This window comes from Salipiger sp. ABN3_019 (assembly GCF_056158605.1).
Window position 1 is genome coordinate 169448 of sequence record NZ_JBSWTP010000006.1, and the last position, 21706, is coordinate 191153.

Consider the following 21706-nt stretch of genomic DNA (forward strand, 5'->3'; position numbering starts at 1 on the left):
AAATTCACACTGGCTCGCGCCCCACCGGATGGCCGGTAGTGAGAGGGGTGAGAAGCGTCTCAGGTCGTGAGGCTGCTCATTGATCTGGTGGGCAAATAAAAGATCGAAGGCGGCTATGTCGCACAGCACGTCAATTAGCAAGACGTGCATCGGGTCCATGAAGCGAAAGACCTGCTGTTCCCAGATTTTGCCAGCAAGGCATGCGGCGCGCACAATCCTTTGATGGCCCGCTGCTTTTCACCTGCACGCCCTCGCTCCGAGAAGGTACATGTTCCTCCCCGTGAAACGGCTTCGACACTTTACACACGAATGACAATGGTTCGACACTTCGCACACACCGACCTCCATCATGCGTGTCAGGCCGCCATGCGGCGTCCGCCCTACCCTGCTCTGGATTCGATTGAGCGCCAATTCGTTGAATGTCAGCTCAGAATTTACCCCATCCCGCCATAACCCATGAATCCGACGGTCGGGTTACTCCCATCCGAGCCCACTTGGCAGCGCCAGGGGGCGCCGCTCGGACCGATCCTCATGTAGACCGAGCTTCTTGCGCCCGCGGCTTTCGATCCGACGACCTTCAGTCTGCCCGAGGTTTCCGCCCACAGCTTGGCCCGGCATGCCGCCACGGCCGCATCGCTCGCGGAGAAGCTGCCCTCGACGAAGCCCTTGGTCAGTGGTTGAATTTGCTGACCATCCGCACAGGCGGCGACGAAGGCAAGCACCACGATAAGGCTAAGGCTGCACGTTTTCTGGCGCGTACCAAATCAGCAACGCATGGCCCTGCAGCGAGACTTCGCCTATAGACCTGCTATCTGAGTCCGCTCAAGCTAGTTACAAGCGCTTGATGCTAGGTTTGGTTTCCACGTTTATGCCCTGTCAGAGCAGTAGAATGGCGGCAAAGGTCGCCCGCATGACTTGCCTCCTCTTGCTGGGGTTTCCATGCCTTTTGCTTGCGGCCTGCGCGAGCTTTCCGCTCAGCTACACCGAGTTTCAAGCGCGCCTTGACGACGCGCCCTACCAGTATCAGCCTCTGTCGAGCGCGTGGATCTCGGTGCCGGAGGCCGAGATGGTGCTGGAGCGCCGCTACCGCTCTATCACCGAGCAGCGCATCCTACTGCCCAATCTGACCGCCATGCGCGGCGAAAATTTCATCCTGCTGCAGTCCGAACGCTCGCCGCTCTCGCTTGGCGGGCGCTTCCGTCCGGCCGATCTGCTGGCCTCGTCGCAGGGCACGCCGCCGCCCTTCGAACGCTTCGAGGAGCTGACGTTCCGCACCACCGAGGACGCGCTCGGCATGATGAGCTGGGCGCGCTGGACCAACAATGCCGGGCTCAACTGCGTGCTGGCGTTCCGCCGTCTCGAGGCCACTAGCCGCACCGTGCTGCGCGGCACGCCGGCCATGGACATGATGCTGCGCAACTGTCTCCATGGCAGCGAGGAAGAGGCGCTGGCCCCGATCGGGCCCGCAGCGGTCGGATTTGCCGCAAGCCCGCTTGATCCCGTCGCTGCCCCACAAATGCTCTCACCGCTGGCGGGGCCGCTTCCATGAAGTCATCCAATGCGCAGCCCGCCACCTCTCTCCTGCTGTTCGGAGTTTGGGTGGTGCTTACCGTGCCGTTGCTGTTTCTGGCCTCGGTGCCGATCTCGGTCAGCACGCAGGGCCTGCTGGCGCTGATCGCCTGTGTGCTGATCTACGCGTTAAAACCGCTGGTCGGCACGCGGATCTCGATACGCTTCGTGGTGATGTCGATCGCCGGAGTGTTCGTGCTGCGCTACTGGCTCTGGCGCGCCTTCGAGACGCTGCCGTCGCCGGACGATCCGGTCTCGCTGATCGCGGCGCTGATCCTGTTCGGGGCCGAGACTTTCACCGTCGGGCTGTTCTTTCTCACCGCGCTGGTCACCGCCGATCCTGTAACCCACCCGCGACCCGCGCCGATCAAGCTCAGCGACGTGCCGACGGTCGATATCCTTGTGCCGAGCTACGACGAGAGCCCCGAGCTGCTGGCGGTCACGCTGGCCGCAGCCAAGCGCATCTCGTACCCCGATGACAAGAAGACCGTCGTGCTCTGCGATGACGGTGGCACCGATCAGCGCTGCGCCCATAGTGATCCGGCGATTTCGGAAAAGGCGCAGGCGCGCCGGGCAAACCTGCAGGCGCTCTGCCGCGAGCTCGGCGTGGTCTACACCACCCGTCCAAAGAACGAGCACGCCAAGGCCGGCAACCTCAATGCAGCCCTGCAGAAGGTCAGCGGAGAGCTTGTGCTGATCCTCGATGCGGACCACGTGCCGACGCCGGATTTCCTTGCGCGAACCGTCGGCTACTTCGCCGAACGCCCGCGGCTGTTTCTGGTGCAGACCCCGCACTTCTTCACCAACCGCGACCCGATCGAACGCAACCTCGCCCTTCCCGAGAACTGCCCCTCGGAGAACGAGATGTTCTATTCTGAGATCCACCGGGGGCTCGACCGGCTGGGCGGCGCGTTCTTCTGCGGGTCGGCCGCGCTGTTGCGGCGCCGGGCGCTCGACGAGGTCGGCGGCATCTCAGGCGAGACCATCACCGAGGACGCCGAAACCGCGCTCGACATCCATGCCCGCGGCTGGGAGAGCATGTATCTCGATCACGCCATGATCGCGGGTCTGCAACCCGAGACCTTCGCCTCTTTCATCCAGCAGCGCGGCCGCTGGGCGACGGGGATGATCCAGATGCTGATCCTCAAGAACCCGATCTTCCGCAGCGGGCTCTCGCTGCCACAGCGGCTGTGCTACCTCAATTCCATGAGTTTCTGGCTGTTCCCACTGGTCCGCACGATCTTTTTGCTCAGCCCGCTGTTCTACCTGTTCTTCGGCCTCGAGATTTTCGTCGTCGAGCCCGAAGAGGTCTTCGTCTACATCCTGCCCTACCTGCTGATCGGCTTCATGGTGCAGAATGCGCTGTTCTCCGAGGTGCGATGGCCGCAGATTTCCGAGGTCTACGAAATCGCGCAGACCCCCTATCTGCTCAAGGCGCTGGTCGAGACCGTGCTACGCCCGCGCGCGGCGACCTTCAAGGTGACCGCCAAGGACGGCAGCCTCGAGCATGCGTTCCTGTCGCCGATCTACCGCCCGCTCACGCTTCTGGTGCTGCTGCTGCTGGCGGGGCTCGCCGCCGGGGCCTACCGCTGGTACGCCTTTCCCGGCGACCGCTCGGTCGTGCAGATCGTCGGGGCCTGGGCGCTCTACAATTTTGTGCTGGCGGCTTTCGCCCTGCGCGCGGTTTTCGAGCGCCCGCGCCGGCTGCTGCGGCCGCGCACCGCGGTTTCCGCCTCGGGGCGGATCACCCGAGCCGAACCCGCCGGCAGCGCCAATCTCACTGCCGATCCTGTTGGCAACTTCAGCGCCGAACACGGCGCCCCGGAGGCGCAGCGCGAGGATCAGGTGGCGATCGTTTCCGCCAGCCCCGAGCGCCTGCAGCTGCAGGTCAAGGACCTCGCGCATGAGGCTTGGAGCGCCGAGCAAATCGGCGCCAATGTCACGCTCTACCCGAGCCTGCCCAAGGCCCCAGACCTCGAAACCGCCCTGCCGCTGACCGTCTCCGAAGTCCGCGCGGGGGTCGACGGCACCATGATCGAACTCAGGGTCGCCCCGGAGCAGATGGTACAGGCGGCACGGCTGACGGCCCATGTGGTCTACGGCGACAGCCGCAGGTGGCAGTTCTTCCGCAAGCTGCACGCGCAGAGCAGCACACTGGTCGCCGGTCTGCTCTATGTTCTGGCCAAGAGTGCGATCGCCCTGCCGCGCACCATCTTCGACTTCGCGCGCGAGCTGACGCGGCGCAGCGGCGAGCCCGAGGCCGATGAAACCCTGTTCGAGGATGCCTTCACAGCGTCCGCAAGGGCCACCGAGCGGGCAGCTGTCCCAGCGACCGTTGCGGTGACGGTTCCGGCGATTGCCGCGCAGCCCGACGACTACCTCAGGGTCGAGGAGTAGCGCCATGCATGCGACCAGACGACTGATCCTGGCCATCCTTCCCGCCCTCGCGCTGCAGACTTCCTGGACCGGCGCGCAGCAGATCCAGCTTGATGCGTTCCCGCCCGCCGGGACCTCGCGCGATGCCCCGTTGCGCCCGCAACCCGGGCTTCCGGGCGAGCCCGCCAACCGGCAGCAATGGCCCGCCCCCGACACAGCCGCCGGACCGGCCTCCGGCGAAAGCGAGCAGGCCAGCGATGTGCTGCTGCCGCTGCGTCCGCGCAGCCCGCAGGACGGCGAGACCGCCGGCCACCGCATGCAGGGCGAATACCCAGCGGAGGGCTTCTGGCTGTTTCTACCTCGGCAGATCGACGGCGCGATGCTGGAGGTGGCGACGCTGAGCTCGATCAACCTGCTGCCCGAGCGTTCGCATGCCACGGTCATGGTCAACGGCACCGAGATCGGCACCATCCGGCTCGACAACTTTTCGGCGGCGGGCACGGCACCGCTCGCCGTTCCCGACGGTGTGCTGAAGGCCGGGCGCAACCTTGTGGAGCTGCGCCTCGAACAGGTCCACCGGGTGCTCTGCGGGCCGGATGCCTCGTTTGGGCTCTGGACGGATATCATCGCGCACCGCAGCGGCATCACGGTGCCACGGTCCGATCTTGGCCCCGACCCGCTGGGCTTCATGGCCGCCATCGCGGCGCAGCTCGGTCAGGGCGGGAATTTCGAGCTGGCGAACGCGAATTTCGTGCAGGTGATCAATGCCTCGCCGTCGGTGGCGCGGATCGAAAGCCTGTTCGGCGGGCTGCCGCCGGAGATCACCGTCGACGACTACTATTCCGTGGCCCCGCCCGGCACCACGCTGGCGCGGGTGACCGCCCTGCCCGAGCAATACGCGATGCCCGACCTGCCGGCGTTTCGCCACGGCGGCGACGGCGCCATCGTGCTGCTCACCAACAGCGGCGAGGCCGAAAAGATCGAGGCGCTGCTGACCGGCGCGCTCGGCGAATTGCGCTACGAGAAGACCCTGCCCGAAGCGACCCCCGGTGCGCCGCAGACCCTGTCTGATCTCGGCGTCGGCACGCTCGAAGGGCGCGGGCATTACATCGACCAGTCGATTTCGTTCCGATTGCCGTGGGACTGGCTGGTGCTCGCCTCGCAAGAGGCGCGCCTGCGGCTGGACTATGCCTTTGCAGAGGATCTGCCCGCCGGCTCGCTGCTGCTGGTGAAGCTGAACGGCGAGACCGTGCGCCTGCTGCCGCTGGACGATCCCGCGCAGGCCGGACGGCGGCTTGATCCGCTGCCGATCCCCTTCGCCGCCAGCAAGCTGCAGCCCGGGGTGAACGAATTGAGCTTCGAGGCGCTCGTGCCTGGCGAGCCCGCCGATGCCGCCTGCGCGCCCAGATCCGAGCCGGTCTTCCAGGTCTTCGACACCACCCGGCTCGATGTCCCGGCAAGCCCGAGCATGACGCTGCCGCGGATCGACCGCACCCTTGCCTCGCTCGACGTCTCGCGGATTTCCATGAGCGAGGCGGCGCAGCGCAGCCTGCCCATCGGCCTACTGCCGCAGATCGCCTCGATCTACGCCCCGGACGAGCGCGGCGCGGCGGCGCAGAATGGCCTGCCGCGGATCGGCAGCATCCGGATCGGGATCCCCGCCGACCTGTCGAGCATTCCCGGCGATATCGTCAGCAAGAACGTCTCGATGCTCGAGGAGGTGCTGCTTTCGGCGCCGGCGCCCACCGGACAGGGCCCGGACCCTTGGGCCACCGTCGATCAGCGCGGCTGGTGGCGGGTCTTCGTCGACCGCCGCGAGGCCATCGGCCGGCTGCGCGAGCTGAAGGGCAAGATCGCCTCGCTCTGGCGCGGCCCCGAATCCGATCTCGACAGCTGGCTGCTGGACCGCTCCGCCGAGGCGATGCTGATCCAGCCGAGCATGGAGACCCCCGAAGACCTGTGGCTGGTGGTGCGCCCCAACACAGATTACGAGCGACTGGTTGCCTCGTTGGTGGACATGCATGACCGCTCGGAAGGGCCGAAGGGACAGGTCTCGCTGTTTGGCTTCGACGGCAAGTGGCAGGTCTGGAGATCGGCCAACCGCCCGCTCAGCCTGCTGGAGCCGCTGACCCTGCGGAACGCCCGCGCCGTTGTCGGCAACTATGTTACACTCTCGCCGGGAAGGTACATCGCCCCCCTTTTCCTGCTCGCCATCGGCTGCGCACTGTCGGCAATGGGGCTCCTGATCGTGAGCCGACGGAGAAAGACATGAACCGGCGCAGTTTGCTTTCGGGAATGGCAGCCCTGGCCGCGCTGAATGGCGCTGCCCCGGAGGTTGCGGCCCAGGCCCTCGGGCTGGAGGCGAAGCTGGAAGATGTCTGGCTGGCGTGGCGGTCCTCGAACCTGGATGCGACCGGCCGCGTCGTCGATCAGTTGCAGCGCAGATCCAGCCATTCCGAGGGCCAGGGCTACGGCATGCTGTTGGCGGCGACCCTCGGCGACCAGCGCTCATTCGACAGTATGGAGACCTGGGCGCGGCTGAACCTCGCCATCCGCTCGGACAACCTGATGGCCTGGCGCTGGTTCCCCGACGATCCGGTGAAGGTGCCCGACCTCAACAACGCCAGCGACGGCGATCTCTTCCGGGCCTGGGCGCTGCTGCGCGCCGCGCGCCGGTTCAACGTCCCCGAGTACCGCGAGACCGCGCGGCTCATAGTCGCCGACATCGTGGCGTCCTGCATCGCGCCGCATCCCGGCGGTGAAGGCTTGGATCCGCTGCTGATCCCGGGTGCCCAGGGGTTCGAGACCGACACCGGCTTCATCTACAACCCGTGTTACGCCATGCCGCTGGCCATGACCGAGCTTGCCACCGACCTCGATGCGCCTGTCCTCGCGCAGGCCGCCCGCGGTGCCGTCGAGGTGGCGCGGACACTGGCGCAGGACGGCGTCGTGCCCGATTGGGTCGAGGTGACACCCAGCGGCATCCGCGCCGCCGAGGGGTATTCCTTCGATTCCGGCTACGAGGCCATGCGTCTGCCGCTCTACCTGATCTGGTCCGGGCTGCGCGATCACCCCGCCGTATATCGCTACGCCGAGGCACAGGAGCAGGTAGCCCCGGGCCTGGTCGCCACGGTTATTGACCGCGAGACCGGGCGCGCGCTCTCGACCAGCAACGATCCGGGCTACAAGGCGATCTCGGCGCTCGCCAAATGCACTGTGCGGCAGAGCGTCGGATCTCGAATCCCGCCCTTCTCGACCGGATCGCCCTACTATCCGGGAACGCTGCAACTTTTTACCATGATCGCCCAGATCGAAGCCTCGCCGATGTGTATCCCGATATGAGCAAACTCAGGCACATAGGTCTTTCGCTCGTCGCTGCCTGCTGCCTCACCGGCGCACCGGCGCTGTCGCAGTCTCCCACCGACGCCGACCTTCAGGCGCTGCGCTTCTACATGTCCGAGAACAACCAGCAGGCGGTCACCTCCGAGATCCGACGGCTGCAGCTGCAATACCCCGGCTGGGTGGTTCCCGATGATCTGGGCCAGCTCGAACGCAACGTGCCCGGCGAGATGATCGACCGCATCTACCGGCAGGTCGAAGCCGGGGAATTCGAAGCCGCGCGCGGGACCATCGCCGACATCAGCCGGGAATACCCCAATTGGGCCCCCTCGGCGGAGCTGCTGGAAACCCTGGCGCTCTCTGAGGCGCAGGCCAGTTTCGATACCGCGGTCGCCGCGAACAACCCCGACGTAGCCATCCGCGTCGCGCGCAACAATTCCGCCCTGCTGCGCTGCGAGCGGGTCAACAATGCCTGGCTTCTGGCCGAGCAATACCAGTCCATCGGCGATGTCACCTCGGCACTCGGGGTCTACACCGGCATCACCCGCAGCTGCTCCGACCCCGACATCCTTGTCGCGACGCTGGAGAAATCCGCGGATATCGCCAGCCTCGCGCAGCTCGAGCGGCTCGCCGATCTCACCCGCGAACAGGCCCCCGCCGCCGCCGTCCGCCTGACCTCGATCGAGGACAGGCTCCGCGCCGGGATGCTGGCGCAGGCGCAGGCCGAGACCGGCGCGCGCCCGCTCGATCCCCTGACCCCGCTCGAGATCGCGCCGGGCGCGCCCGGCGCGGCGGGGGTCCCCCCGGCCGTCAGCCTGCGCCCGGTGGGCCGGCCGCAGCGCGCCGCAGCGCTGCAGTCGCCGGCACCGAGCACCACCCGCACCGCGCCCGCCTCTGCCGGGCTGTCGCAGGCGCGCGGCGCCGCCGAGCGCGGCGATTGGGCCAGCTGCCTAGCCGCCACTGCCACCGCGCGCAATCCCGAGACCGTTGCGCAGCGCGGCTGGTGCGCGCTCAACGCGGACCGGCCCATGCAGGCGCTTTCAGATTTCGCCGATGCCGCCAGCCGCGCGCCGTCCGCGCAGGGCCGCCGCGATGCCCGCTATGGGCAGGCGCTGGTCATGCTGCAGCTGAACATGGTGGACGAAGCCGCGGGCGTCGCGGCGGCGACGCATTTCACCCCGGATCAGCGGCTTGAGATCGAAAGCCAGATTCTCGACAAGCGTGGCGTCGCCGCCTACAACCGCCGGGACTACGGTCGCGCCATTGCCTATTTCGACGAGCTTGAGCGCGTTACCGGCGTGGTGCGCCGCGATCTCGCGCTGCTGCGCGGCTACGCCTACCTGAACTCGGGACAGAAGGCACAGGCCCGCGCCGAATTCCAGCAGCTTCACGATCAGATGGCGACACCGGCCTCGCGCCGCGCGCTGTCCGAGGCCCTGCGCTGACCTTACCTGCGGGCGGGCACCCCTCCGCGGTTCAGGTCGCTCGTTGGCAGACTTTGTTGCTGCCGCCTCTCCCGATGCGGGCCGCCCGTTGGCAGGGCAGGTCTTGGCACCCTCCGGTTCAGGCTCTGCAGCGCTGGCCGCTCCTTGGCAGGCTGGTGGCGCGGCTCTCCTGTTGGCGAGCCGCTTTTGCAGGCCCTCGTCCGGCCATCGCCCGCAAACTCGCCTTAAAACAGCCCCTTGCCAACAGCCCCGCAGGCCATGCGGCACGCACCGGGCGGCCGCGGCGCGCGGGGGGCTGGCCGGTCTGGGGCCCGCGGGGCTCTCCGAGAACCAATCCTAAAGGATAGGTTCGAGATACCCGCGGGCCGGGCCCTCTCCGTTCGCGCTATCCGGTGCCTCCCTTTTCGCCCTGATCTAGCCCGGCGCGGGGCTGCTCCTCGGCGATGGCGCGGGGTATCCATGTCTTCAGAGCGGGACAGCAAGTGACCTGCTCTGAAATTCAGGAAGACCCGGAGGACGACACCATGAGCCAGCTCGAAATCGAACGCGCCGCACAGCAGAAATCCCGCCGCTGGATCCGTGCCCAGGCCTTCGAACTCATCGTCGGCGCCGCGGTCCTGGTGACCGTCATCAGCTTCCTGAGCAGCGCTGCCTGAGCAGCCACGCAAGCGGCGGAAGGCACCTAGCGCTGCCTTCCCGCGATGTGGTGAAGAGCCCCGTCACCACATCCCACCTCCACAGCCACACCACTACTTCCCCTCAGGCCAGACGTTCCGATGGTCCTGACGGCAGCCCCCTCCCGTTGCGGGTCGCCCCCCTTTCATCCTCACCCCCTTAGGTCACCGGCTCCTTGGCAAGCCCCTTGCCGAGGATCGGACCCGTCGGCAGGTTGGTCGGCGAGCCGCCCGCAGGCTCGAAGGTGATCTCATAAAGCTGCGTCGGATGCGGCTCGGGCAGACCCTCGACGCTCAGCACCCGTGACAGCCCGGCAGAGAGCAGGCCAAGCGACACCGGCTGGCCATCTTCCTCGGGCTTGGTCCAGACCTGCATCACTTGCCCGGCGGGCACATCCGGCCGTTCCAGCAGGGTGACGCGGGTCGTGTTGTCCGAGCTGCTTTCGACGAGTGCGATGGCCTCGCCGCGATCATCCAGCAGCACCGCCACCACCCGCGACTCCGGCTGCGACAGCAGCGACCAACCGAGCAGCGCGGCCAGCAGCAGGCTGGCGGCGATGCCACCGACGGCGGCACTGCGCCAGCGGGCGACGCGCGCGCGCAGCGGCACCAGCGCGATGACGTCGGCGCCAGTGGTTTCATGCTGGGCAGTTTCAGGCTGGGTGATTTCGGGCGCGGCGGGCGGCACCGCCTCGACCGGGCGCTCCAGCCGCGGCGCAAGGCGCTCCCAGAAGCCATCGGGCAGCGGAACCTCCTCGGCGGTCTCGTCGAGCGGGGCGAAACGCTGGCGCGCCCGCTCGAGCCGCGCGGCGACCTCGGGATCGCCGGCAGCCAGCGTTTCGAGCCGCGCCACATCGACCTCGGACGCCAGCCCGAGGACGACCTCGTCGATCAGCAGGTCAAGAGAACGTTCCGTCATGACAGACACTCCCTCAGCTTGAGCAGGCCGCGGCGGATGCGCGCCTTCACTGTCCCCAGCGGTGTCGCTAGCCGCCCGGCGATCTCGCCATGGCTGTGGCCCAGCACATGCGCCGACAGGATCGCCAGCCGCGTCGCCTCGTCCAGCCCTTCCAAACAGTGCCGCAGATCCGATGCGCTTGGCAGCCGGTCGAAGGCGGCATCGACCACTCCGCGCTCCGAGGCGCGGTCGATGACCTCGGGGGCCGTTGCCACCTCGCGGTCCTCGCTGCGCAGCATGGTCAGGCAGCGGTTGCGCAGAATGGTGTAGATCCAACCCCTGGCGCTGCCCCGGCCCGGGTCGAACTGATGCGCCCGGAGCCAGACCAGCGCCAGCGCCTCCTGCACCGCATCCTCGGCGAGATCGGCGCGGCCCAGCATGCGCCGCGCGATGCCTAGCATGCGCCCGCCTTCCGCCGACATGATGCCGTGCAGGGCCGCGGTGTCGCCGCCTGCGCAGGCCCTGATCAAGGCTGCATGATCCGTCACGTGACCTGTCGCTCCCCCTGTGCCACCCTGTTGCGAAGCGGCCATGTCCAAGGGCTAGAGGCCATGATGCGGCCTGTCAAATTCTGCGGTGCCGCGGGCGCCTGCGCGCCCAGTTCGATAGGCCTGGTTCGAGCTGCCCGGTTCGCATTGCCCAGTCCGATCTGCTCGGTCCCAACCGCCCATTCCTGACCGCCCGGCTCACTCCGCCAGTCCGCGCCGGAAGCGCACGCTCAGCGGGCGCTCAGCGGGCGCTCAGCGGGCGCGGAGACCCCGCGCCCGCCGGAGCGGCTTGCCCTGGCGTCCTCTGCCGCGGGGCTTCGCGTTGCCCGGCCTTACATGCCGGTGGTCATGAAGGTGATGTCGCGCAGCATCGCATCGCCGGCGTCCTCGATGTCCCAGCTCTCCTGAACCAAGCCATCCTCGAGCGAGACGGTGTGCAGCTGGCCCGCCGCCACCAGCCAGGCGGTGTTGCCGCCCTCGGCGTCGGTGGCGATATCGAAGGCGTAATGCTCCGCGCCCTCGATGCCGAGCTTGCCGATCGCCGCCAGCGTGCCGTCATTGGGCGAGGTCTGCTGGATCAGCGCGATAATGGTGCTGTCGATGTCATACATCGCGGTGCTTTCGGGCTTGCCGTAGCTGTTGATATAGGCCGCCGCGACGATGGCCGGAGCCTCGCCCGCATGCATGTCGGCCTCTTCGAAGGCCAGCGAGCCGTCGACCGTCACGCCGCCGCTCTCGATATCGACGCGGTGGTTCGTGATGCCCGACATGAAGCGCAGCTTGTCCGCCATCGGATTGAAGTCGACGATCACCGGGGCGTCGCCCTCGATCATAAGCTCCTTGTCCATGGTCGAGATCACCGTGGCGGCGCCGGTCTCGGGGTCGATCTCGACGATCTCGAAGCTGTCGGTGACGCCGATCAGCTGACCGTTCGAGGGGCGCAGATCGATGCCGAGCAGCCGGTCGACGCCAGAGACTTCCATGGAGCTGGTCACCGTGGCGGTGGTGGCGTCGATCATATGCAGCATCTTGTCGCCGCTCAGTCCGATCGCCGTCAGCGCGCCGTGATCATCGGCAAGCGCGCCCGTGGCGGCAGAGGTGGTCAGCAGCAGGGTCAGGGCGGAAATATGCTTGGGCATGGGTCGGTCTCCTCAGGTCTCGGCGCGGCCAATCCGCGGCCTTGATACCCAGAGGACTCGGCGGCGGTCGGGTTTGGATGCATCCCAGAAAAAAATTGTCCCGTCCGAGATGTCTGAGGGCATGGGCGCACTGGCTCGCCCGCGCGGGGCCCATGGCCGGCCCCGTGACTCGCCCCGTACATGGCCCCCTGTGTGTGACCCCCCTATGCATGGCCCCATGCGTGCCCCCGCAACGCCCCGCCCGACCGGCGCCGACGGGCCTTTGCGCTATCGTCGGGCGGACACATACTTTGGGTTATAGACTTTTAGATTTCTTTTGCTGTATTATCGCTGTGGCGCGGTATACCCTGCGCGAAAGACTCCCCCCCTCGCCCAGCCCCGCGGGCGCCGGGATGCCCGCAAGACCGTATCAGCGCGACCGGGAGCGCAGCGTGAATCGCAAAAGGAGAGACCTTGGTGTCTGACTCGAAGGGCAAGGATCGCAACAGCGAGCAGCGACTGTCGAAAGAGACAGCCGCCGCCGAGCCCTATGCGCCGCACCGCACGCCGTCTTCGTCGCGCAGCGATTTCGGCCAAACCGCCGCTGCCGCCAATGCCGCGGCGATCGGCATGGGGCTGGCGGCGCAGACCGGCACCGCCTCTGCCCGCGAGGCGCTGCGCGACCCGAATTTCGAGCCCCCCCGTTCAACCGGCACCCCCGCCGCAGATGCGGCCCCCGGCGCTGCGCTGGCAGCCGACGGTGCGGGACGCACGGCTGCCGCGAGCGACATGTCCGACAGCTCTGAGCCCTCCGCACCCGGCGCCACGGCCACCACGCCGACCGCCGCGCTGCAGGCAAAGACGGACCCCACCGCGCCCGCCGGACAGGCAGGGCCGGTTGCCGCCACGCCAGACGCACCCGTGGCTCCCGAAGGCGAGAGCACGCCGACACAGGGCGACACCGCCGCGCCGACGTCCGAGGTCGCAGCCCCCCAGACAACTACCGCCAAGCCCGCGCCACTGGCCCCCGCCAGCGACACCCCCACCTCCACCGCAAACCCCACCACAAGCCCCGCAGCAACCGAGGCCCCCGGCACCCCAGTATCCCCTCCCGCAGCGGACCCGGCAGAGAACGCCGAACGGGCCCAGGCCGACACGCCCCCCGGGACGGAGGAAACCCTCGCCGGCGACGATGGCCCGCTGGATGGGCTTGCCGGAGAAGAGGAGATCGTCACCGGCACGCTCGATGTGGTCACCGGAGAAGACGGGCTTCTCGACTCCACCCTCGATATCGTCGCGGGAGATGACGGTCTGCTGGATAGCCTCACCGGCGAAGAAGGCATCGTCACCGGCGCGCTCGATGCGGTCGCCGGAGAGGACGGGCTTCTCAACTCCACCCTCGATATCGTGGCGGGGGACGATGGCCTGCTGGATAGCCTCACCGGCGAAGAAGGCATCGTCACCGGCGCGCTCGATGCGGTCGCCGGAGAGGACGGGCTCCTCGACTCCACCCTCGATATCGTGGCGGGGGACGATGGCCTGCTGGATAGCCTCACCGGCGAAGACGGTATCGTCACCGGTGCGCTCGATGCGGTCACCGGAGAAGATGGGCTTCTCAATTCCACGCTCGATACAGTCGCGGGAGACGACGGCCTGCTCGACAACCTCACCGGCGAAGAGGGCATAGTCACCGGCACGCTCGATGTGGTCACCGGAGAAGACGGGCTTCTCAACTCCACCCTCGACATCGTTGCAGGCGAAGACGGCCTTCTCGACAGCCTCACAGGCGAAGAAGGTATCGTCACCGGCGCGCTTGATGCGGTCACTGGCGAAGACGGGCTTCTAGACTCCACACTCGATATCGTGGCGGGGGACGATGGCCTGCTCGACAGCCTCACCGGCGAGGAAGGTATCGTCACCGGTGCGCTTGATGCGGTCGCCGGCGAAGACGGGCTCCTAGACAACACGCTCGATATCGTCGCAGGCGACGACGGCCTTCTCGACAGCCTCACCGGCGAAGAAGGTATCGTCACCGGTGCGCTCGACGAAGTCACCGGCGAAGACGGGCTCCTCGACAACACGCTCGACGTCGTCGCGGGGGACGATGGTCTGCTGGATAGCCTCACCGGCGAAGACGGTATCGTCACCGGTGCGCTCGATGCAGTCACCGGAGAGGACGCGCTCCTCGAGAACACCCTCGATATCGTTGCGGGGGACGACGGCCTGCTGGACAGCCTCACCGGCGAAGAAGGCATCGTCACCGGTACGCTCGATCCGGTCACCGGAGAGGACGGGCTCCTAGACAACACTCTCGATATCGTCGTGGGGGACGATGGCCTGCTGGATAGCCTCACCGGCGAAGAAGGCATCGTCACCGGTGCGCTCGATGCGGTCGCCGGAGAAGACGGGCTTCTCGACTCTACGCTCGATACAGTCGCCGGCGATGACGGCCTGCTCGACAGCCTCACTGGCGACGAGGGCATCGTCACCGGTACGCTCGATGCCGTCACCGGCGAGGACGGTCTTCTAGGCTCCACGCTCGATATCGCTGCGGGGGACGACGGCCTGCTCGACAGCCTCACAGGCGACGAGGGTATCGTCACCGGTGCGCTCGACGAAGTGACCGGCGAGGACGGGCTTCTCGAGAGCACACTCGACATCGTCGCGGGGGATGGTGGGCTGCTGGGGTCGCTCATCGGTGCCGGCAGTGACGGTTCGCCCGCGGCAACGCGCCCCGAGCGCGACCCGGTCGGTGTCATCGCGCAGATCGCCGGGCTCGACGCCAGCCTCACCGAAGCCGACACCCCCGCCGAGCCCTCGGTCACCGACCCGGCGCCGGAGCCCGAGCCCGAGGCAGGTCTCCTCGACACGCTGCTCGGGGACGCCGAGCCGGACCTTGCCGCGCTGGCCGATACCTTGGTGCCGGACCTGTCGCTGAACATCTTGGGCCAGGGTCCGGGCGCGCTGGCGGACCCCGAGCTTGACGCGCAAACCCCGGACCCTGCGCCGGAAGCGGAAACTGGAGCCGCGGCCGCCCAACCCGCGACGGCCGAGGACGATTTTGTCGAATCGCTGCTCTCGAGCAGCGGCGAGGACATGCTGCTCGATGATGTGCTTGGCGGGCTGCTTGGCGAAGACGATCCGTTCGGCGTCGCCAGCGACGGCGAGGGCAGTGCCGCGCCGGACGACAGCACGGCCGAGCTTCTCGCCGGCCTCGGGCTCGACGACGGGCTGGGCGGGGCGCTGGTGGAACAGCCTGGGGCGGATAGCCACGAAGATGCCGACGACAGCGCCGAGATCGACGCCCTGCTCACCGAGATTCTCGGCAGCGCGGTGGATGGCGACATTCTGTCGGGCGCCCAGGGCGCCTTTGACGCGCTCTTCGAGACCGCCGAGGATCCGGCTGGCGACCCCTTCGCCGAGGAACCGGCGGGCACGGTGGCCGAAGGCGACGACAGCCTGCTGGGCGAGGACGCGATCGACGGCACCCTGGCCGGCCTCTTCGACACCGGCGCGGGTGAAGGGCTGCTGGGCGGGCTGCTGCGCGACGGCGGCGGCAGCGACGACGAACACGCGTAACGGCGCGGCGCAATTTGCCCGGCGCAATGCGTCTGACCGACAGCGCCCTGACCAGCTGCCGGTTTTGAGCTGATGTTTTCTTCTGGCCCGGCGCGTCGCTCTTGCCTGACACCCTGCTCTGGCCTGAGCGTTTCCCCCGGCCCATCGTTACGCGCAGGCCCGACGACTTACTCAATTCCAGCCTCCAATCCGACGGACAAGACCCTTGGTCAGCGCTGAAATCACTGCACAATCACGGGTAAGGTGCCCCGTGCGCGACATCCGCCAACGGCTCCCCGCCCTGACGCTGCGCAACAGCGGCCGGGGCCTGTTGCCATTTGCGACCCATCCCCTGCGCCACGCCGTTAGCGCAAATATGTTTCGGCGCGCGAAATTTATTGGGCCGCCCGCCCAATTTCAGACCAAATTCCCCGTGATACTTGCATGTAGGTGGCGAAAACCGGTACCTGTGACTGCTTCGCATATCCCACGCGGCGATGAAAAAATTATTGCACCTGTGGGTTGATTGCGGCAAAAATATAGATCTAAATCAGATACATGTTTCGTGATCGGGTAGCGCTTCACGACCCTTCCCGGAGAGTACGAAATTGCGAAAGTCTGTGTTTGTGTGCGCCGTTGGGCTGCATTCTTAAGAGGAGCATGTGGGGCAAGACACTGCCGTCCATTCGGTGAGGAGTGATTGGTATGGCAATAGAGTTAATTTCGCGCCCCTTGTCTGGACATTTGTCCGGAGAGCCCGGGGCATCAAAGGTCGTGACGTCGCATCTTGCGCTGAACGAAATCTCGGAGGTTCGCCTTTTCGAGGCGCAATCCGGTGTTGCTGGATTTCGGAAAATTGGCCCTGATCTGGAAATATCTTTCACGGACGGTCGTAATCTTCATCTCGGCAACTTCTTTGTTGCGGGCCCCGACGGGGAATTCAGCACGGTTGTTTCCAGCGATGGCGCAGAGCTCGTATCGGGGCTCCTGGTGCCGGAGCCCGACGCCGAGGCCCTGACATTCCGGTTCGAGGGCGCCGCTGATTCTTCTGCTGTTTCCTCTCCGGCGTCGCCGCCGCTAGCGCGCGCCGATGCCGAGGCAGCGCCGTCGCTGTCCTTCGCCGCCGAAAGCGGTGCTGCGCCCGAGGGTGGCGCTGACACGGGCCCGGGCGGTCTGCCCGGCGGTCTTGGGCTTGCCGGCGGGCTTGCCAGCGGCCTTGGCGGCCTGTCGCTGCTTTCGACTGGCGAGGGGTCAAATTCAAGCTCTGCCGCCGAGGCCGCCCCGCTCGACCACCAGGACGAAGCATTCGACGAGGCGTTTGCCGATGCCGCTTTCAGCGATGGCGCAGAGCTGAACGATGCCGAGATCATCGCGCTGCTCGGCATCGACACGGACCCCGAAGACACTCTGGATCACGCGCTCGGAGCGCTCGTGTCGCCCGGCACCGAAAGCGCGGTCGGCGGCCCGCTGCTGCTTGCGAGCACCGATGACGCCCCCACCGCGCTCAGCCCGCTGGCCTTTGACGACCTCCTCCCAGACACCCCCATCGAAAGCGACCTATGATACGACCCCGACTCCCCGGCATTCGCGGGCTTCTCAGCCGTACCGGCGCCGCCGCAGCGCTGGCGCTCTGCCTGGCGCCTGCCCCGCTCGCGGCGCAGATGAGCCTGACGCAGGCGCTTGGGCTGGCGACCGAGCTTGACCCGACGGTCACCGCCAAGCGCCAACAGGTGGCCAGCCGCACGCTCGGGATCCAGGCCGCGCGCGATGCCTATTATCCCAGCGTCAACGTGTCGGCGGACAGCAATACCACCGATGCCAACGGCCCCGGGATCACCCTGACCATCTCGCAGGTGCTCTATGACTGGGGGATGATCCGCAGCCAGATCAAATCCGCGACGCAGGCCCGGGTGCGGGCTGTCTCGGACCTGAAGATGGCGGTCGAGGCGCTGACCCTCGACGTCGCCGAGGCGTTCCTCGATGTCGAGATCGCCGACCGCAAGATCGCGCTGACCCAGGAGTATGCCAGCTATGCCGGCCGGCTTGCGCAGCAGGCCGAGGATCGCGCCCGCGCCGGGCTCGGCGACAATGGCGAGGTGGCCCGGGCCCGGCTCGAAATCGCCCGCGCCGAGGACCGCATGGCCACGCTGCGCTCGGACCGCGCCCTGAGCCTGTCGCAGATCGCCTTCCTGACCGGGCGCGACCCCGGCGGCGTGGTGCCGCCGCCGATGCTCGGCTATTCCGGCCGCTACGGCAGCGGCGCGCAGATCGCGCAAGCGGTGCAGATCGCGCCGGAATACCTGTCGAGCCAGGCGCGCGCCGCCGAGGCCGAAGCCGAGGTTCAGCGCACCAAGGCTGCGCGGCTGCCTACGATCAGCCTGCAGGCCGAGGGGCGCACCGATCTCAACGGCGGGCGCACCCGCACGGCGCTTGGCATCGCCGCCGGGGTAGACCTGAATGCATCGAACATCGGCGGGCGCAGCATCCAGATCTCGCAGCGCGATTTCGAGGCGGCAAAATTCAATCTTCAGGGCGTCGAGCGTCAGCTTACCAACGTCGCGCTGACCTCGCTCCAGCAACTGCGCGCGCTCAGCGCTACCGAAGCCGCCCGCGCCACGCAGCTCGAGGAATTGCGCCGCGTGCTCGACACCTACGAGGAACAGTTCACCGCCGGTCAGCGCGACCTGATCGACGTGCTGACCACCGGACGCGACCTTTACGATGCGCAGATCGACCAGGTCGAGACCTACGAAGACCGCAAGCGAACCGAATATGAGGCAGCGCATGACCTGGGAGTCCTGGGCACGCTGATCCTTGAAGCCACCCGAACCCAGTGATGTGACCTGATTGACGAGTTTCGGAGAAGCCATATGACCGACCCAGCGCAGACAGACCCGCTTGTCGCAGGGCTCATCGAGCTATGCCGCAGCCAGGGGGTATCGACTTCCGCGGTACGGCTGACCGATGGGCTGCCAATGCCTAAGGATGGCAGCATCTCAATGGAGACCGCAGCCGCGGCGCTGCGCCGGGTCAACATGAGCTGCCGGACCAGCCGCGAACCGCTGTCCTCTTTCCCAGCGCACAGCCTGCCGATCCTGCTGTTCCTGCGCTGCGGTCGCACCGTAGTGCTCGAGAAGCTGAGCAAGGTCAGCGCCACGGTGGTGCTGCCCGAGGCCGACGGCGGCCGTGCGATCTGGGGCCGGCGCGAACTCGAGACGTTGCATGACGGCCGGGTGCTTGTGTCGAAGCCGATCGACATCACCTCGGACCGGCTCGATGAAGAGAGCCCCGACCGGCGCCACTGGATTTTCGGTCCGGTGCTGCGCAACTGGTGGGTCTATCGCGACGTCGTAATCGCATCTTTTGCCGCCAACCTGCTGGCCATCGCCACTGCGCTTTTCTCGATGCAGGTCTATGACCGGGTGGTGCCCAGCAACGCCTTCGACACGCTCTGGATCCTCGCCTCGGGTGTCGCGTTAGCGATCCTCCTTGAGCTCGTGCTGCGGATCACCCGTGCTGCGCTGGTGGACATTTCCGGGCGTGACCTCGACCTGCAGCTTTCTGCCAGGCTGTTCAACAAGGTTGCCAACATGCGGCTGGCACATCAGCCGGCCTCGACCGGGGTCTTCGCCAACCAAGTGCGTGACTTTGCGACGGTGCGTGAATTCTTCACCTCAGGCACGGTCACCGCGCTATGCGACATTCCCTTTGTGTTGATCTTCATCGCGGTGATCTGGTTCATCGGCGGCCCGATCGCGCTTGTGACCATGGCCGGCGTGGTGCTGACCGTGGTGCCTGGGCTGCTCATGCAGTCGCGCCTCGCGCGGGCCTCGCGCGAGAACACCCGCGAGGCGGCGGCGCTGAACGGGCTGCTGCTGGAAACAATCTCGAACCTCGAGACGGTCAAGGCCGCACGCGCCGAGACCCGGCTGCAGCGCGCGCATTCCCAGCTCTCGGCGACCATGGCCAACACCGCGGTGCGCACCCGGCGGCTGACCACGCTGATGACCCAGCTGGTCGGCGGGGTTCAGAAATTCGCCTATGCCGGGGTCATCATCTGCGGCGTCTACCTGATCAGCGCCGGCGAGCTCACCGTCGGCAGCCTGATCGCCTGCACCATGCTCTCGAGCCGCACCCTGACCCCGATGAGCCAGGTCTCCGGGCTGCTGGCGCGCTGGCAGCAGGTGCGCGCGGCGCTCGAAGGGCTCGACCGCATCATGGCGCTGCCGGTCGAGCGCCCGGAGGACCGCCATTTCGTGCGCGCCACCGATCTGACCGGAAGCTACCGCGTCGAGGATCTCGCGTTTCGCCACGACCCCGCCGCCCCGCCGATTCTGCAGATCCCCGACTTGCGCATCAAGGCGGGCGAGCGCATCGCGCTGCTCGGCGGCAACGGCGCGGGCAAATCCACCTTCCTGCGGCTGATGGCCGGCTATGTCGACGCCCAGCAGGGCAGCATCCTGCTCGACGACCTCGCGCTTGGCCAGATCGACCCACTCGACCGCCGCCGCCAGATCGGCTACCTGCCGCAGTCCGTGGCGCTGTTCCAGGGCACGCTGCGCGACAACCTGCTGCTCGACCACGGGCTGCACAGCGATGACGATCTGCTGGCGGCACTGGATGCGGTCGGGCTCGGCAGCTTCGTGCGGCGGCATGTGCGCGGGCTCGACCTGCAGCTCAGCGGCAATGGCAATGTCTCGGGCGGGCAGCGGCAGTCCATCGGCCTGGCCCGGGTGCTGCTGCAGGATCCGCGCGTGGTGCTGCTCGATGAGCCGACCGCTGCGCTTGACCACATCACCGAGGCCCGGGTGATCGCCCACCTCAAGACCTGGCTCGAGGGCCGCACCGTCATCATCTCGACCCACAAGCGCGAGCTGCTGGCGCTGACCCAGCGCACGCTGGTGCTGAAGGACGGCAAGGTCGCGCGCGACGGAGATCTGGTGCAGATCCTCAACGCCGCCCGCGCCCGCACGGTGCAGAACGCCAAGGTGAAGGCCGTCTGATGAGCACGCCCGAGTATTTCGACCCAAGCCATGTCGACGGCAGCTTCCGCCGCCAGACGCTCGCTAAGTCGCGGCTCACAATCCAGGTCGTCGTGCTCAGCCTGATGGCCGCGATCGGCTGGGCGGCGGTCGCCCAGGTCAACGAGGTCACGCGCGGCGATGGCCGGGTGATCCCGGCGCGGCGCATGCAGACCATCCAGAGCCTCGAGGGCGGCATCCTCTCCGAGCTCAAGGTGCGCGAGGGCGACATCGTGCAGCAGGGGCAGGTGCTGGCCCAGCTCGATCCGACCCGCTCGCAATCCGCCTTCATGGCGGCGCAGTCGCAGATCACCGCGCTCACCGCCGAGGTCGCCCGGCTCGAGGCCGAGGTGCTCGAACACCCCGAGTTGGCGTTCGGCGACACCCCGAACGAGGCCGAGCGCACCGAGCTGCGGCTGTTCACCGCGCGCCGCACCAAGCTCGAAGCCTCGCTCACCGCGCTGGAAAGCGAACGCAGCGCCATCCAGGAGCAAATCGCCATCACCGCGCCGCTCGCCGAGCGCGGCTCGGTCAGCCGCATCGACCTGCTGCAGCTGCAGCAGAAGAAGGCCGAGCTTGACGGCCGCATCGGCGAGGCCCGCAACGCCTATGTGCAGGACGCCTACAAGGACCTGGCGCAGCGCCGCGCCAAGCTGGCGACGCTGCAGGAAGAGGTGGTGCAGAAGCGCGACGAGCTGCAGCGCACCGATGTGCGCTCTCCGGTCGAGGGCCGGGTCAACAATATCGCCATCACCACGCTGGGCGGGGTCGTGCAACCCGGCGAGCCGATCATGGAGATCACCCCGATCGACGACCAGCTGGTGATCGAAACCAAGGTTCTGCCCCGCGACGTCGCCTTTGTCGCGCCGGGGATGGCCGCCAGCGTGAAGATCACCGCCTATGACTTCTCGACCTACGGCGATTTGCGTGGCACTGTAATGCAAATCTCCGAAGATACGGTGGAAGAAGAAACCAAACAGGGGCCGCAGGATTTCTACAGGGTCATGGTCGGAACTGAGCAGAACTACCTCGAACGCTACGGCGAGAAATTTCACATTCGTCCCGGCATGGTGGCGCAGGTCGACATCGAAAGTGGCGACCGCTCCGTGCTCAGCTATCTGACCCGTCCGCTGTTGAACGCGCGGCTGCGCTGACAGGAA

14 protein-coding genes are annotated in these 21706 nt (G+C 67.2%); 11 read left to right on the top strand and 3 right to left on the bottom strand.

Going from position 1 to position 21706, the window contains the following annotated elements; genetic code table 11:
- Positions 1 to 910: 910 nt before the first annotated feature.
- The 6 genes from ACXAD2_RS07095 (at position 911) to ACXAD2_RS07120 (ending at position 9385) form a co-directional block, all read left to right on the top strand.
- On the top strand, positions 911 to 1549 hold the full coding sequence (locus ACXAD2_RS07095) for a hypothetical protein (protein ID WP_475168644.1): 639 nt from the start codon (positions 911 to 913) through the stop codon (positions 1547 to 1549).
- Complete coding sequence (bcsA, locus tag ACXAD2_RS07100) at positions 1546 to 3966, top strand: UDP-forming cellulose synthase catalytic subunit (protein ID WP_475168645.1); 2421 nt, start codon at positions 1546 to 1548, stop codon at positions 3964 to 3966. The genes ACXAD2_RS07095 and bcsA overlap by 4 nt, the downstream gene beginning before the upstream one ends.
- 4 nt (positions 3967 to 3970) lie before the next feature.
- The gene (locus ACXAD2_RS07105; RefSeq protein ID WP_475168647.1) at positions 3971 to 6217 is read left to right on the top strand and encodes a cellulose biosynthesis cyclic di-GMP-binding regulatory protein BcsB; all 2247 of its coding nucleotides are present in this window, start codon (positions 3971 to 3973) and stop codon (positions 6215 to 6217) included.
- On the top strand, positions 6214 to 7287 hold the full coding sequence (locus tag ACXAD2_RS07110; protein WP_475168651.1) for a family 8 glycosyl hydrolase: 1074 nt from the start codon (positions 6214 to 6216) through the stop codon (positions 7285 to 7287). The genes ACXAD2_RS07105 and ACXAD2_RS07110 overlap by 4 nt, the downstream gene beginning before the upstream one ends.
- Positions 7284 to 8729, top strand: coding sequence for a hypothetical protein (locus tag ACXAD2_RS07115; RefSeq protein ID WP_475168653.1), 1446 nt, complete (start codon positions 7284 to 7286; stop codon positions 8727 to 8729). The genes ACXAD2_RS07110 and ACXAD2_RS07115 overlap by 4 nt, the downstream gene beginning before the upstream one ends.
- A 524-nt stretch (positions 8730 to 9253) precedes the next feature.
- Entirely contained in the window at positions 9254 to 9385 is a 132-nt protein-coding gene (locus tag ACXAD2_RS07120) for a hypothetical protein (protein ID WP_475168655.1), read from the top strand.
- A 178-nt stretch (positions 9386 to 9563) separates the two neighbouring features.
- Here ACXAD2_RS07120 and ACXAD2_RS07125 read toward each other — a convergent pair whose 3' ends face one another.
- The 3 genes from ACXAD2_RS07125 to ACXAD2_RS07135 form a co-directional block, all read right to left on the bottom strand.
- Positions 9564 to 10322, bottom strand: a complete 759-nt coding sequence (locus tag ACXAD2_RS07125; RefSeq protein WP_475168657.1) for an anti-sigma factor — start codon at positions 10320 to 10322, stop codon at positions 9564 to 9566.
- Positions 10319 to 10783 (bottom strand): sigma-70 family RNA polymerase sigma factor, encoded by a 465-nt coding sequence (locus ACXAD2_RS07130; RefSeq protein WP_475168868.1) that lies wholly within the window; start codon positions 10781 to 10783, stop codon positions 10319 to 10321. Before ACXAD2_RS07130 ends, ACXAD2_RS07125 begins: the two co-directional genes overlap by 4 nt.
- A gap of 398 nt (positions 10784 to 11181) precedes the next feature.
- The gene (locus ACXAD2_RS07135; RefSeq protein WP_475168660.1) at positions 11182 to 11988 is read right to left on the bottom strand and encodes a DUF4394 domain-containing protein; all 807 of its coding nucleotides are present in this window, start codon (positions 11986 to 11988) and stop codon (positions 11182 to 11184) included.
- Between the two features lie 456 nt (positions 11989 to 12444).
- Here ACXAD2_RS07135 and ACXAD2_RS07140 point away from each other — a divergent pair, with 456 nt between their 5' ends.
- The 5 genes from ACXAD2_RS07140 to ACXAD2_RS07160 all read left to right on the top strand — a co-directional run bounded on the left by ACXAD2_RS07140 (position 12445) and on the right by ACXAD2_RS07160 (position 21700).
- Complete coding sequence (locus tag ACXAD2_RS07140; protein WP_475168662.1) at positions 12445 to 15546, top strand: autotransporter outer membrane beta-barrel domain-containing protein; 3102 nt, start codon at positions 12445 to 12447, stop codon at positions 15544 to 15546.
- A gap of 753 nt (positions 15547 to 16299) precedes the next feature.
- A complete protein-coding gene (locus ACXAD2_RS07145) occupies positions 16300 to 17088 on the top strand; it encodes a hypothetical protein (RefSeq protein WP_475168665.1) in 789 nt (262 codons plus the stop codon).
- Complete coding sequence (locus ACXAD2_RS07150) at positions 17085 to 18362, top strand: TolC family protein (RefSeq protein ID WP_475168668.1); 1278 nt, start codon at positions 17085 to 17087, stop codon at positions 18360 to 18362. Before ACXAD2_RS07145 ends, ACXAD2_RS07150 begins: the two co-directional genes overlap by 4 nt.
- 33 nt (positions 18363 to 18395) lie before the next feature.
- Positions 18396 to 20528 (top strand): type I secretion system permease/ATPase, encoded by a 2133-nt coding sequence (locus ACXAD2_RS07155; RefSeq protein WP_475168669.1) that lies wholly within the window; start codon positions 18396 to 18398, stop codon positions 20526 to 20528.
- On the top strand, positions 20528 to 21700 hold the full coding sequence (locus tag ACXAD2_RS07160; RefSeq protein WP_475168671.1) for an HlyD family type I secretion periplasmic adaptor subunit: 1173 nt from the start codon (positions 20528 to 20530) through the stop codon (positions 21698 to 21700). Before ACXAD2_RS07155 ends, ACXAD2_RS07160 begins: the two co-directional genes overlap by 1 nt.
- The last annotated feature ends 6 nt before the right edge of the window (positions 21701 to 21706 follow it).

Coding starts and splice junctions, on each gene's coding strand:
- ACXAD2_RS07095 (WP_475168644.1), top strand. CDS start 911: ATGACTTGCCTCCTCTTGCTGGGGTTTCCATGCCTTTTGCTTGCGGCC.
- bcsA (WP_475168645.1), top strand. CDS start 1,546: ATGAAGTCATCCAATGCGCAGCCCGCCACCTCTCTCCTGCTGTTCGGA.
- ACXAD2_RS07105 (WP_475168647.1), top strand. CDS start 3,971: ATGCATGCGACCAGACGACTGATCCTGGCCATCCTTCCCGCCCTCGCG.
- ACXAD2_RS07110 (WP_475168651.1), top strand. CDS start 6,214: ATGAACCGGCGCAGTTTGCTTTCGGGAATGGCAGCCCTGGCCGCGCTG.
- ACXAD2_RS07115 (WP_475168653.1), top strand. CDS start 7,284: ATGAGCAAACTCAGGCACATAGGTCTTTCGCTCGTCGCTGCCTGCTGC.
- ACXAD2_RS07120 (WP_475168655.1), top strand. CDS start 9,254: ATGAGCCAGCTCGAAATCGAACGCGCCGCACAGCAGAAATCCCGCCGC.
- ACXAD2_RS07125 (WP_475168657.1), bottom strand. CDS start 10,322: ATGACGGAACGTTCTCTTGACCTGCTGATCGACGAGGTCGTCCTCGGG.
- ACXAD2_RS07130 (WP_475168868.1), bottom strand. CDS start 10,783: ATGTCGGCGGAAGGCGGGCGCATGCTAGGCATCGCGCGGCGCATGCTG.
- ACXAD2_RS07135 (WP_475168660.1), bottom strand. CDS start 11,988: ATGCCCAAGCATATTTCCGCCCTGACCCTGCTGCTGACCACCTCTGCC.
- ACXAD2_RS07150 (WP_475168668.1), top strand. CDS start 17,085: ATGATACGACCCCGACTCCCCGGCATTCGCGGGCTTCTCAGCCGTACC.
- ACXAD2_RS07155 (WP_475168669.1), top strand. CDS start 18,396: ATGACCGACCCAGCGCAGACAGACCCGCTTGTCGCAGGGCTCATCGAG.
- ACXAD2_RS07160 (WP_475168671.1), top strand. CDS start 20,528: ATGAGCACGCCCGAGTATTTCGACCCAAGCCATGTCGACGGCAGCTTC.